The sequence below is a fragment of the Siphonobacter curvatus genome (genome assembly GCF_002943425.1).
GTDB classification, from domain to species: Bacteria; Bacteroidota; Bacteroidia; order Cytophagales; family Spirosomataceae; genus Siphonobacter; species Siphonobacter curvatus.
Map to the genome: position 1 here is coordinate 1,257,708 of NZ_PTRA01000001.1, position 12,386 is coordinate 1,270,093.

At 51.1% G+C, this 12,386-nt stretch carries 11 protein-coding genes; 2 read left to right on the forward strand and 9 right to left on the reverse strand.

What is annotated here, in order from left to right; all coding sequences use genetic code 11:
* Nucleotides 1-150: 150 nt before the first annotated feature.
* From C5O19_RS05080 to C5O19_RS05105, 6 genes are all read right to left on the reverse strand, one after another.
* Nucleotides 151-1,266 carry an efflux RND transporter periplasmic adaptor subunit gene (locus C5O19_RS05080; RefSeq protein ID WP_104710214.1) on the reverse strand — a complete coding sequence of 372 codons (1,116 nt, stop codon included), beginning with the start codon at nucleotides 1,264-1,266 and terminating at the stop codon, nucleotides 151-153.
* A 19-nt stretch (nucleotides 1,267-1,285) separates the two neighbouring features.
* Nucleotides 1,286-4,531 (reverse strand): efflux RND transporter permease subunit, encoded by a 3,246-nt coding sequence (locus tag C5O19_RS05085; RefSeq protein WP_104710216.1) that lies wholly within the window; start codon nucleotides 4,529-4,531, stop codon nucleotides 1,286-1,288.
* Between the two features lie 2 nt (nucleotides 4,532-4,533).
* On the reverse strand, nucleotides 4,534-5,943 hold the full coding sequence (locus tag C5O19_RS05090; RefSeq protein WP_104710218.1) for a TolC family protein: 1,410 nt from the start codon (nucleotides 5,941-5,943) through the stop codon (nucleotides 4,534-4,536).
* A gap of 138 nt (nucleotides 5,944-6,081) precedes the next feature.
* A complete protein-coding gene (locus tag C5O19_RS05095) occupies nucleotides 6,082-7,461 on the reverse strand; it encodes a HAMP domain-containing sensor histidine kinase (RefSeq protein WP_104710219.1) in 1,380 nt (459 codons plus the stop codon).
* 2 nt (nucleotides 7,462-7,463) lie between these two features.
* On the reverse strand, nucleotides 7,464-8,138 hold the full coding sequence (locus tag C5O19_RS05100) for a response regulator transcription factor (protein ID WP_104710221.1): 675 nt from the start codon (nucleotides 8,136-8,138) through the stop codon (nucleotides 7,464-7,466).
* Nucleotides 8,139-8,162: 24 nt separating this feature from the next.
* Nucleotides 8,163-8,999, reverse strand: a complete 837-nt coding sequence (locus C5O19_RS05105) for an MOSC domain-containing protein (protein ID WP_104710222.1) — start codon at nucleotides 8,997-8,999, stop codon at nucleotides 8,163-8,165.
* A 245-nt stretch (nucleotides 9,000-9,244) separates the two neighbouring features.
* Between C5O19_RS05105 and C5O19_RS05110 the strand changes: the two genes are divergently transcribed.
* Together C5O19_RS05110 and C5O19_RS05115 are read left to right on the forward strand one after the other, a co-directional pair.
* The gene (locus C5O19_RS05110; protein WP_094809945.1) at nucleotides 9,245-9,742 is read left to right on the forward strand and encodes a MarR family winged helix-turn-helix transcriptional regulator; all 498 of its coding nucleotides are present in this window, start codon (nucleotides 9,245-9,247) and stop codon (nucleotides 9,740-9,742) included.
* A 49-nt stretch (nucleotides 9,743-9,791) separates the two neighbouring features.
* The gene (locus tag C5O19_RS05115; protein WP_104710225.1) at nucleotides 9,792-10,379 is read left to right on the forward strand and encodes a YceI family protein; all 588 of its coding nucleotides are present in this window, start codon (nucleotides 9,792-9,794) and stop codon (nucleotides 10,377-10,379) included.
* Nucleotides 10,380-10,447: 68 nt separating this feature from the next.
* Here the strand turns inward: C5O19_RS05115 and gloA2 are convergent, their stop codons facing one another.
* From gloA2 to C5O19_RS05130, 3 genes are read right to left on the reverse strand one after another with little or no spacing between them, the layout of a single operon-like run.
* Nucleotides 10,448-10,831, reverse strand: coding sequence for an SMU1112c/YaeR family gloxylase I-like metalloprotein (gene gloA2, locus C5O19_RS05120; protein WP_104710227.1), 384 nt, complete (start codon nucleotides 10,829-10,831; stop codon nucleotides 10,448-10,450).
* Nucleotides 10,832-10,835: 4 nt separating this feature from the next.
* A complete protein-coding gene (locus C5O19_RS05125) occupies nucleotides 10,836-11,591 on the reverse strand; it encodes an ABC transporter ATP-binding protein (protein ID WP_104710228.1) in 756 nt (251 codons plus the stop codon).
* A 47-nt stretch (nucleotides 11,592-11,638) separates the two neighbouring features.
* Nucleotides 11,639-12,376, reverse strand: coding sequence for an MlaE family ABC transporter permease (locus C5O19_RS05130; RefSeq protein WP_094809953.1), 738 nt, complete (start codon nucleotides 12,374-12,376; stop codon nucleotides 11,639-11,641).
* Nucleotides 12,377-12,386: the final 10 nt, after the last annotated feature.

Genomic DNA, 12,386 nt, shown 5'->3' on the forward strand with positions numbered 1-12,386 from the left:
GGAAATCACATAGATATGTTTAGAAGTTGGCCGCCGAAATCTAATTATAATCATACGTTAAGTTTTTAAAACCTGTGTAAAAAAGAAAAGAGACGTAGCTTAGGCTACGCCCCCTTACGAATCATTCAGGCGTGGGACGATCGATGCTGGCTAGTTACTCGCCAGTTGTACCTTGAGACTGGTGCCATTCGCAATTTCTTCGCTGGCTCGTTTCAGAACCGTATCGCCGGGTTTGAGATCACCAAAAACCTGGGTTTGCCCGACGGCTTCATCGCCTTTCTGCACCGTTACGTGAACGGCTTTTCCATTTTCCACTTTAATCACAAAGGTGCGATCCATGGTACTGACAATGGCCGTTTTGGGTACGTACATGCTGCCTTCCGTGGAGTGAACGGGCAACCGGGCTGAGGCGAACATACCCGGTTTCAGTTTTTCGTTAGTATTCTGGATGTCAATTTCGATCAGCTCGGAACGGGTTTCCGGGCGTACGGTATTCGATACCCGATTGATTTTTCCCGTAAACGTCTGATTGGGAAAACTCCGCACGCTGAACTGAACCGTGTTGCCTTTGTAATTATTATTGAGGTACGCTTCCGGAACCGCTACCCGTAACCTGAGCCGGTCCAGCTGCCGGATTTTCAACATGGGGACACTGTTCTGGCCACCGGGACCTACGAACGCTCCGGGAGACAGGCGACGATCGGTAATCACGCCCGTGAACGGAGCTGTAATTTTAAGGTAACTAACCAATTGCTGCACAGACGTATAGTGAGCATTGGCAGCTACTACGGCCAGACTATCCGAGATCGCTTTGGTACGGGCCGCATCCAGATCGACGGGGGAGATGGCTCCCGTCGTTCGGTTGGCCCGCAGTACCCGCTGGTAGGTAGCTTTGCTGGCTTCGTGTACGGCCTCGGCGGCTTTTACTTTGGAATAGGCTTCGGTCAAATTGGCCGTTAACTCTGGAGCTTCCAGTTCCGCTAGTACCTGACCTTTTTTTACTTTATCGCCAATATCCGCGTGGAGCGAACGCACGTAACTGCTCACCCGGGGGTAGAGGTCGGTTTCATAATAACTTTCCAGTTCTCCCGGCAAATTCAGCTCGCGGGTGGGGCGGGAGGCCGCAATTTTTACGGCTTCGTAGCGAATATCCGGATCCTGGGCCGGGTCCGTTGCCACGGTTTCGTTCGAGGCCGAATGACAGCTACTCAGGAACACAACGAGGCTTGCTACCGTCAGGATTCGTATCAAAGCGTTGGTATGCATGCTAGTAGGGAGAATAAGCCTAGGCGATTTCATTTTCAAGTAGAGGAGTTCCATCGTATACCGCACTGGTCGGATCGTCGGGATCGAGGGAGGGAGAAATAAAAGATGTTTTTCGTTGAATGGCCGCAAAAACCAGGGGCAAAATGAGTAGTGCCGCCACCGTCGAGAACAGCAGACCTCCGATTACCGCCCGTCCGAGCGGAGCCGTTTGTTCACCCGATTCGCCCAAGCCACTCGCCATCGGAATCATCCCGGCAATCATCGCTAGAGCCGTCATCAAAATGGGTCGCAGACGAGCGGCCCCCGCCATTCGGGCGGAAGTCAGGGCGTTGCGGTACCGAAGTCGTAAGGATTCCGCGTTCGTAACCAACAACAGGGCATTGGCCACTGACACCCCCACCGACATGATAATGCCCATGTACGATTGCAGGTTCAGCGTTTGACCCGTCACGAGTAACAGCGTCAGCGAACCCGCCAGTACCGCCGGAATACTCACTAGTACCACACCCGCTAGCTTAAAAGACTGGTAATTGGCTGCCAGCAGCAGGAAGATTACTACCACGGCCAGTCCCAGACCGAACTGAAGACTCGTCAACGTTTCATCCAGCAACTGAGCCATTCCCCGTAATTCCACACTGGAGCCTTTGGGCGGATCACCCGCATTTTTGATGGCCTGCTGTACCGCCCGTGAAGCCGTACCCAGATCTTTGTGAGCAATATTCGCCGATACCGTAATGATTCGGCGGGGGCCAATCCGGTCGTACTCACCGGGGACGGTACTCGGGGTAATGGTGGCCACATCGCCCAGCGTGGGCCGTAACTGGCCTTTCACCAGCGGAATACTTTGAATATCGGCCACGGTATTCATCTGTTGCTGCTCCATCTCGACCTGTACCTGATAGGCAAAACCCTTGGACTCATCCAGCCAGAGGTTCTTGGCCGTAAACCGGCTGGAAGAGGTAGCCGCTACCAGCGATTTTGCAATTTCATCAATACTCACATTGAGCTGAGCGGCTCGTTCGCGGTCAATTTTGATCTGAATGGTTGGATAACTCAGCGGCTGATTGATCCGTAAATCCCGCAGATACGGAATCTTCTTCATTTGCGTCAGAAGGCGATTGGCGTAATGCTGCCCTTCTTCCAGACTTTTGCCACCCACCTGAATCTCGATGGGAGCCTGGGCACCCTGACTCATGATTTTATCCGTCAGGTCAATGGGTTCGTAGGATAATTTTACGCCGGGAAGCTTCTGGTGTACTCGTTTCCGGATTTCGTCCTTCAGGTTGTCGAGCGAGGCTACTTCGTACTGATCCGAAAGCTTCACCTGTAATACTGCTTCGTGCGGACCGGCATTGAATACGTATAGCGAACTGGTACCGTAACTAGAAGGCGTCATCCCCACGAAAGCCGAGGAAATGGCCACATTTTTTGGACCAACGATGGCTCCAACCTGACGGATAACTTCTTTCGTAATTTCTTCCGTACGTTCAATCCGTAATCCCTCCTGAGCAACGATGCGTACTTGGAACTGCCGGGCGTGATTCTGCCGGGGCATCATATCCTGACCAATCTGCGTGAAGCCTACACCAATGAGTACGGCACAGAGAATCAGGTACGCTCCAATCACGATTCCCTTGCGTTGCAGCAAGCGATCGAGCAAGCGTAAGTAGCCCAGTTTAAAGCGTTCAAAACCCGTTACCTTTTGGGGATTTCGTGTTTCAAGTTTTTCCTGATGAGCTTCCTGTTGCTCAGACAGATCGGGCAGCAGACTAAGATCATGTGGCGTGGGGTGGGCGTGAGCCTTCATCCACCAGTTGGAAACCACCGGTACGAACGTTTGTGAAAGCAGGTATGACGCAATGATGGTAAAGCCGACGGAGAGGGACAGCGGCAGGAACATCCCCCGGGGTACGCCATTCATCAGGAACGCCGGAGCAAACACGGCCAGAATACAGAGTGTAATCAATAGCAGCGGAAAGGATACTTCCTTACAGCCGTCGAAAATGGCCCGGGCCTTGGGTTTGCCCATTTCCAGATGCTGGTGAATGTTTTCAATCACCACCGTCGCCTGATCGACCAGAATCCCAATGGCCAAGGCCAGTCCCGACAAGGTCATAATATTGATCGTCTGACCCATGAGCTGAAGCATCAGAATCGAAGCCAGGATGGAAACAGGGATGGTCAATACCACAATGAGCGAGCTACGCCAGTCACCCAGGAAAAGCAGTACCATCAGTCCCGTCAGCAACGCTCCGAGGCCCCCTTCCACGGCCAGACTATGCACGGCCTGGGTCACGTATACCGACTGATCAAATTCATACGATAGCTCTACATCATCGGGTAACAGGGATTTCATATCGGCCAGTTTCCCCTTCAACGCATTTACCACACTCATGGTCGAGGCATCAGCGGATTTGGTTACGGGGATGTACACCGACCGTTTGCCATTTACCAGAGCGTAACCCACGGGCACATCGGTACCATCTTCCACGGTGGCAATGTCCCGCACGAATACCGTCGGACCCACCCCTTTTCGCAGGGGAATATTCAGGAATTCATCGACTTTATCGAGAACCGTATTATTCGGCGTCAGAATGGAAAAATCACCGATCCGGATGCTACCGCCGGGTGAAATCTGGTTGTTCCGAACCACGGTCGATACAATTTCATCGGGCGTTAATTCGTAACTCCGCATCCGTTCGGGGTCCACCCGTACGACGACCGTACGCTCGTTGCCCCCGAAAGGGGAAGGAGCCGAAGCACCGGGAATCTGCGAGAACAGGGGCCGAATCCGCGTCGAAGCCAGATCCTGCATTTCGCCGAGCGAAGCCCGCTTACTGCTAAAGACTAATTGCCCCACCGGTAAGCTGGATGCATCGAAACGAACAACAATCGGAGGTACGGTTCCAGGGGGTAAGTAACTCATCACCCGACTGACCTGACTGGCCACTTCCCCAGCGGCCTGGGCCATGTCCACGTCTTCGTAAAAACTACATTTGACCAGACACAGACCCTGAATATTTTTCACTTCCACGCTCTTGATCCCCGATACGTACAGCATCTGGTTCTGGTAACGCGTGGAAACGAAACCTTCCATCTGAGCGGGCGTCATCCCGCCGTAGGGCTGGGCGATATAGATAGTCGGTAAGTTCAGCCGGGGAAAAATATCGACCGGAATCCGGCTCAAGGCCAGAATCGAGAAGACGACGATTCCCAGCAGAGCTACGATAATCGTAATGGGTTTAGCTAAAGCCGCTTTTATCATAATTAGTTGAGAATCTGATTCAAAAATTCTTCCAGGTTGCCATCCGCCGCGGCTTTTAGTAGCAAAGCCCGCCAAAGACCATTCACGGCCAGAGCCTGATCTACTTCCGCCCGGTTCAGCAGGGCGGCGGTTTGGGTTAGCGTTTGAATGTTATCCAGCCCCGATTCGTACCGGGCCCGTGACTGAGCGTAGGCCTGCTGGGCCGCCTCCAGTTGGAGTGGAGCCTGTCGTACCGTAGCTTGAGCCAGTTCGATCTGGAGATTCGCATTTTCGGAACCTGCGTCTAAGGCCAGTTTTTGCTGATTGTAGCTTTCCTGCGAGACCCGAACCCGCTCGCGTTGAGCGGAGAGATTGGGTTTAACCCGAAATAATTCCGTAGGTCGCCAGATGGCTGTAAAGCCCACGATGTAGTTGAACGCCCGCAAAGGCAAACCAGCCCCGAGCGTCGGGTCAATCCGAAACGTACCATCCTGAGCCGCTTCGCTAATTCCCGATCCCCGGCCCTGGAGTGAACCGATTACGGAAATGGAAGGCAGGGCATTGGCTTTCAGTAATGTTTGGTTGGCTTCACCCAGGGCCATTTGCTTCTGCAAAACCCGTAACTGGGGGTGGATGTACGCTTTTTCCCCCGAAACCCGGTTCATGTCCGGTAATCGGTGGTAGAAGATGAGCGAATCCAGTTCGTAACCTAGACTCGGTTCGCCCATCAGTTCCGTCAGGCGTAGTACTTGCTGTTGGGCCATTTTCTGACTTTCCAGCACCTGAAGTCGGGCACGGGCCACTTCCGCCGCACTCACCGAACTGTCAATTCCGGGACGTAAACCGCCGGAAGTACTGGCTCGCGTAATAATTTGCAAAGCCTTGGCTCGTTGCAGGTTGGAAATTTGCAGGAGTACCGATTTTTTCAGATTGAGAGCTAGGAGATACGCATCGCACACGCGTACCTGATGGAGAAATAACTCGCTCTCGTAATCCGCCTTGGCTTGTTCAATCGACAAGTTAGCCTGATTCCGACGGGCCTGCCGACGACCAAAGGTGACGGCCTCCCAGTCAATGACCATCGAAGCCGCACTCGTCCAGGCGGCCTGGTTATTGAATCCATCGGTACGTACCCCGGTAATGGGAATCATCAGGCCACCAGCTGAAGCCGAAGCTCCACGGACCTGATTGGAAGTGGCGTTAAAGGCTTGAGCCTGAACACCCGCCTGGGGCAGAAAAGATAGCCGAGTGGACTGAGCATCCGCTTCGGAGCTTCTAATTGCGGCCAGTTTACCGCGGATGGAAGGGTAATTGGTACGGGCCTTATCCAGCACTTCATCGAGCGACAACCGGGGTGGTTGTCCGCACAGGGTTTGTATCAGCGATAAGCCCAAGATTACCTGTAAAAGCAGTATTCGTTTAATGTTCGACATATCAATCCATTCACTGGGGAATGGAACAAACCTATGCAGCGGACATTAGAACGAGATTAGAACTCTATTAGAAGAGATTAGAACGACATTAGAAAGCCGGAAATGTAGATGTTAAAGGAAAGTGAATCGATTATAAGCTTACGTATACAAAGGCAGACGAACCGCTGCACAAGTCCCGCCGCTTTCCCGGGGGCTCAACGTCAATTGTCCCTGATGCAGTAATACGATCCGGTGAGTGAGGGTAAGTCCCACGCCGAAGCCTTCGATACGTTGAACATTCGAACCCCGAACCAGCGGCTGCAGGATACGTTCCTCTTCGCCGGGCGTCAGTCCGATGCCTTGGTCCAGAATCCGGATATGAGCTTGTTGATCTTGCGTGATTTCCAGTGAAAACGAAACGGGCTGACCTTGCGAATATTTGACCGCATTGTCGAGCAGATTATACAAGGCCGTACGTAGCAGGTACGGATTACCCAGAATGAGTAGGGGCGTGGCTTGTACTAGGACGTCCTGACTGACATTGACGGAAAGCGTTTGTCCCGGCTTCTGCTGACCCAGCAGATCCGCTACTTCCAGTACCAGCTCAACCACATCCAGCGGTTGCTTATCAATCTTTACCTGTACATTATCGAGCTGAGCCAGTTGTAGTAAGCCATTCGAAAGAGCCGTGAGCTTGTCGAGTTCCCGCACGGCCTGACTCATGCCTTTTTTGAGTTCCTGCACGTTGGAATCGTAGGTAAGCGAGGTTTCCAGCCAACCTTTAATGGTCGTCAGTGGGGTGCGTAATTCGTGGGAAGCCTGGGCGATAAAGGCCCGCTGATTATCCACCAGTTTTTCCTGGCGTTGTAACAGTTCGTTGAACGCAGAGGCCAGTACGCCAACTTCGTCATTCGGATTTTCGGGTTGTAAACGAAAACCCAGGGAGCCTTCCTGGGGCAGTTGATCGATGAGGCGATGTAAAGGTTTCAGGGCTTGTCGGGAAAAGAAATAGCCTAGTAATCCGACCAGAACAATTGCAAAAATGTCCCCCAGAATGAGCAAATCCATCAGGTTACTCTGGCGATTGTAGCCATCTTCATCGTAGGCCGTCACCAGTACCAGATATTCCTGACCCGAAGGCGAGGGCCAGGGGCCAGGGTAGGTAAGAGCCAGGCCGTCTTTGGGGTACTTGTGGTGGGGACTCTGGTAACTAAACCGAACCAACCGTTCGTCGCGTACCCGCTTGCGAAAAGCCTGACTAGCCAGAAAGTCGTTGGTGACTTCGCTGGCAAAAATGAGACTGTCTTTCGGTGAATAGATAAAAACGACCTGTTCCGGTAAGGAAGTCGTGATCTTACCCACAACGGCATCGTCTTTGGTAATGAGTTGTTCCGTAACGCGGGCTTTGCGTTCCAGCCAGCCGTCCATGGCCCGTTGCCGCAGGGACGAATAGGTAAAATAAACGTATACCGAAAAAAGCAGCAGACTACCCGCCACCAGCGAAGAAAACCAAAGGATGATCTTGTGCTTGATTTTCATACTCAGGCCCGTAACACATACCCCATGCCGACGACGGTGTGTAAGAGTTTATGATCGAATTCTTTGTCGATTTTCTTGCGTAAGTAATTGATATACACGTCAATAATATTTGTGTTGGTATCGAAGTGCAGGTCCCAGACTTTTTCGGCAATGTCAATCCGACTCACGATTCGACCTTGATTGATCATCAAATACTCCAGCAGGGCGTACTCCCGGGCGGTCAGGTCAATGGGCTGACCCCGGCGGGTGAGGGTACGGGCCTCGGTGTTTAGTTCCAGATCGGCCACGCGTAATACGGACTTCATCCCTTCGTGGGTGGCATTCCGGCGGGCGAGTGCTTTAATCCGGAGGATGAGTTCGCGGAATACAAAGGGTTTTACCAGATAATCATCGGCACCGGCATCAAAGCCGCTTTCCTTGTCCGTTAGACTGTCCAGAGCGGTGAGCATCAGTACGGGTTGTCGGAGCGACTGTTGCTTGATGTACCGGCACAGCTCAAAGCCGTTGATGTGGGGTAAATTGACATCCAAAATAATCACATCATAGCTGTTGTTATCCGCCATCCGCTGGCCCATCAGACCGTCGTACGCAATGTCGAGTACATAACCTTCACTTTCTACCCCTTTTCGGATGAACGAAGCCAAGCTGACTTCATCTTCCACTAATAATACCTTCATACCTTATCCTACGTTTGAACCAACTTAACGCTGCTCTAAAGGGCCTGGTTTACTCGTTATAATGTCAACGCTGTCACCTACCCGCAGGGTATGTAAATCGGCTCCCGGTAGCAAGTTCTGGCCAAAAAGAATCTTGTTGTTCCAGTTCCGGTATTTGCTCAGGGTACGCAGGGGTTCTTTTCCTTTTTCGGCCGTTTGTTGATCAATCGTGGTTAGTACGCAGCGGGCACAGGGTTTCACGCCCCAGAATTCCTGTTCACCGATTCGGAAATTTTCCCAGCCTTCTTCTTCGTAGGGCTTTCCGCCTGTCACGACCAGATTGGGCCGGAAGCGATTCATCGGTACGGGCGTTTCCAGTCGTGTATTCAAGTCGTCTAATGAAGCCTGACCGATCAGTAAAAAAGGATAGCCATCCGAAAAGCTCGTGATTTCTCTCTGCCGGGCGTACTTCGGGTCGACCGTTCGATGCGTGCTCTCGGGCTGGTACACGAGGCGACAGTTTCGGCCCAAAACCGCACTAAACCAGGCATCCGCTTCCGGAAAACCTGCCCGAGCCGACATTGTGTCATCCCAGACTTCCACCTGAAGGGCTTCGCCACCTTCAGCAACCAGCGGAATACGCAGCGGGCCAGACGGAGACTCACGATGCGTAATGATCAGGCTGTCCTCCTCCATGCGGACCTCAAACAGAGCCAGTTGGGGCAGGGTTCGCTGGGAAAGAAAGCGACCCGTTTCGTCCACCAGCATCCAGCGGCGGTCGTACAGGAGTCCACGGGAAGTAAGCGTAGCTTGGGGCAGGGAAAGCCCTGCCAATGATTTAATCGGGTAAATCCAGATTTCAGAAAGCTGTAAGGTAGGCATACGCAAAGCTACTTTTTTTTGGTTTTCCGTTCATCACAAAGTCGATAATCTCGGGCAATACCGATAGTTACTCTTTTCGTTATCAGTTAATTTTGAGCCATTCTCAAGCCTTTCGCGGTTAACGGAACTTGCGGCTTCTTCTCTTTGTATTCCTTACAGAACGTTAAAATTCAAAATAAAAAGATGTAAATATGTATATACATTAAATGTTGTGGTATATATTTGCATCACCTTTCAATAACGCCATGACCATTGAAAATGAAATAAAGCAACGAGCCTTTACCAGCCCTTACCACAAGGTGATGGTAAACCTGATTTATACGAATAACTGGATGACTTCGCTGCATTCGGAAAAACTGAAACCGTACGGACTGACGATTCAGCAATTCAACGTGCTGCGTATTCTACGGGGTCAGTATCCCAGTGCGATTACGGTCAATGCCATTATCGAACGCATGCTGGATAAAATGTCCAACGCCAGTCGTCTGGTGGACAAATTACTGGCGAAAGAACTCGTAAGCCGGATGGTGTGCCCGAACGATCGTCGGGCGGTAGACGTGCTCATTACCGAAAAAGGACTGGCCCTGCTCGAAAAAATCGATGAACGAATCGGAGAGTGGGAAGTGGACCTGATTGAAGGCCTCACCGAAGAAGAAGCCGAGCAACTGAGTCTGTTGCTGGACAAAATGCGAGGCAAGCACGTTTCGATGGATTGCGATGGAAATGAAGTAGTAGCTCCTTAACCAAAATTTCTCCCTTCAGTAGAATTTAAACTCCCAATTAATCAAACAAATGAAAACGGTTAAATTTTTCGCTGCGGCTCTGGCTGCTACCATGTTGTTCGTAAACGCTGGTAAAAAGCCTACGCCTGTTAAAGTGGATACGGCGAAATCATCAGTAATCTGGTTAGGTAAGAAAGTAACGGGTGAGCACACCGGAACCATTGCTTTGAAAGATGGTCAACTGCTGCTCGACGGCGGTAAACTGGTAGGTGGTAACTTCACGATGGACATGAGCACGCTCAAAGTAACCGACGTGAAAGACGAAAAAATGAACACCAAACTGAAAACCCACCTCGAAGGTGAAGATTTCTTTGGTGTAGCTAATCACCCGACTTCAACGCTGAAAATCACGAAAGTTACCCCTAAAGGTGGTAACAACTACGACGTAACCGGCGACCTGACGATCAAAGGAAAAACCAATGCAGTAATGTTCCCCGCAACGGTTGATCCGAAAACGGGTACGGGTACGGCTAAAATCAAAATTGACCGTTCGAAATATGACATCCGTTACGGTTCAAAAAGCTTCTTCGATAACCTCGGAGACAAAGCCATCAACGATGATTTTGAACTGGACGTAAACCTGGCAACGACGAAATAATTCGTACCAAACGTTTTACAAAAAAGGCCCGGAATTGAATTTCCGGGCCTTTTTTATGGTAGTTACTCCTACATCTCGTACAACTCAATCGGCAGATCGTCGGGATCGGCGAAAAACGTAAATCGTCGCTGGGTCCATTCATCGGTACGGATGGGTTCCGTTTCCACGCCGTGCGTACGGAGGGAAGCAATGGCCGCGTCCAGATCGGTTACCGCAAAAGCCAGGTGGCGTAAACCTTGAGCTTCGGGTCGGCTGGGCCGGGCGGGCGGATTGGGAAACGAGAACAGTTCAATCTGATAATGACCCTTCACGGCCAGATCCAGTTTGTACGAATCGCGTTCGGCCCGGTATACCTCCCGAACGACTTCCAGTCCAAGCACCTGCGTATAGAAGTGTTTGGAACGCTCGTAATCCGAGCAGATAATGGCGATATGGTGAATGGCTTCTAGCATACGATTACTGCTGACTCTTTTTCATACGACGTACCAACTGGTTGGAGTACAGAAACTCCTGAAGTTCCGGCACTTCGGTATCCAGAATGTTATCTTTCGTCCCTTCCCAGAGTTTATGTCCCTGGTGTAAGAACAGAATATCCTCGCCAATGCCCAGTACGGAGTTCATATCATGCGTAATAACCATCGTAGTGATCTGATACTCATCGGTAATTTCCTGAATCAGCTCATCGATTTTTACACTGGTGAGAGGATCCAGACCCGAGTTCGGTTCGTCGCAGAACAGGTACTTTGGATTCATTACAATGGCCCGGGCAATGCCGACGCGTTTTTTCATCCCACCCGAAACCTCAGAAGGCATCCGCTGGGCGGCTTTTTCCAGTCCGACCCGTTGGAGACAAAACTGAGCCCGATCCATCTTCTCTTCTTCCGATTGATCGGTAAGCATATCGAGCGGAAACTTTACGTTTTCGAGTACCGTCTTCGAGTCAAAGAGAGCACTGCCCTGAAACAGTACGCCCATTTCCCGGCGAATGTCGCGTTTGGTGTCCTTATCGCCCGACCAGAAATCACGGCCATTGTACAGAACATTGCCGCCTTCGGGTTTGATCAGCCCTACGATGCATTTCAATAAAACGGACTTTCCCGTACCCGAACCACCGATGATGAGGCTGCAATTGCCGGGTTTGAACGTACCCGAAATGCCATCGAGTACAACGCGTCCGTTAAATTCTTTCCTGATATTTTTTATTTCAATCATTGTAAACAAGGCATCTAAAAATCAGTCGATTCATGCGGGGCTCACGCTTACAACAGTAACTGAGCCAGCAGGTAATCCGCTACTAATACGGCAATACAACTATTCGTAACGGCCGTAGTACTGGCTTTTCCTACTTCGAGGGCTCCGCCTTCGGTATAATACCCCCGGAAAGCTGAAATAGAAGTAATTAGGAAGGCAAATACGACGGTTTTAATTAACGCAAATGGTACGTTGAAAGGAATAAAGTCAGCCCGGATTCCGTACACGTAATCCTCGGGCGTAATAGCCCCCGACAGCGTACCCGCGACATAGCCACCCCAGATGGAGAGAAATCCGGCAATTGTAATGAGCATGGGGAATACCAGAACGGCAGCAATGATTTTGGGCAGAACCAGGTAGGAGGCGGAATTGAGGCCCATTACTTCCAGGGCATCAATCTGTTCCGAAATACGCATAGTACCCAAGCCGCTGGCGATGTTGGAACCCACTTTTCCGGCCAGTACGATACAGGTAATGGTAGGAGCCAGCTCCAGCAGCGTCATATCCCGTACGATCAGCGAAATTACGTAGTCGGGAATGAAGGGGCTTACCAGGTTGTAGGCTGTCTGCACGCAGGTTACGGCTCCGATGAAGGTAGAAACGATGGAGACAATAAAAATGGAGTCGATGCCGAGTGCTACAGCTTCCTCCAGGATCTGTTTTGCGTACACACTCACTTTTTCGCGACGTGTAAACAGGGTTCCCAGAAAGATAAAATAACGACCCACACGGGTAAGTAAATTCATGGCTTAATCA

Coding starts and splice junctions, on each gene's coding strand:
- gloA2 (WP_104710227.1), bottom strand. CDS start 10,831: ATGCTAGAAGCCATTCACCATATCGCCATTATCTGCTCGGATTACGAG.
- C5O19_RS05100 (WP_104710221.1), bottom strand. CDS start 8,138: ATGAAGGTATTATTAGTGGAAGATGAAGTCAGCTTGGCTTCGTTCATC.
- C5O19_RS05095 (WP_104710219.1), bottom strand. CDS start 7,461: ATGAAAATCAAGCACAAGATCATCCTTTGGTTTTCTTCGCTGGTGGCG.
- C5O19_RS05110 (WP_094809945.1), top strand. CDS start 9,245: ATGACCATTGAAAATGAAATAAAGCAACGAGCCTTTACCAGCCCTTAC.
- C5O19_RS05090 (WP_104710218.1), bottom strand. CDS start 5,943: ATGTCGAACATTAAACGAATACTGCTTTTACAGGTAATCTTGGGCTTA.
- C5O19_RS05125 (WP_104710228.1), bottom strand. CDS start 11,591: ATGATTGAAATAAAAAATATCAGGAAAGAATTTAACGGACGCGTTGTA.
- C5O19_RS05105 (WP_104710222.1), bottom strand. CDS start 8,999: ATGCCTACCTTACAGCTTTCTGAAATCTGGATTTACCCGATTAAATCA.
- C5O19_RS05080 (WP_104710214.1), bottom strand. CDS start 1,266: ATGCATACCAACGCTTTGATACGAATCCTGACGGTAGCAAGCCTCGTT.
- C5O19_RS05130 (WP_094809953.1), bottom strand. CDS start 12,376: ATGAATTTACTTACCCGTGTGGGTCGTTATTTTATCTTTCTGGGAACC.
- C5O19_RS05115 (WP_104710225.1), top strand. CDS start 9,792: ATGAAAACGGTTAAATTTTTCGCTGCGGCTCTGGCTGCTACCATGTTG.
- C5O19_RS05085 (WP_104710216.1), bottom strand. CDS start 4,531: ATGATAAAAGCGGCTTTAGCTAAACCCATTACGATTATCGTAGCTCTG.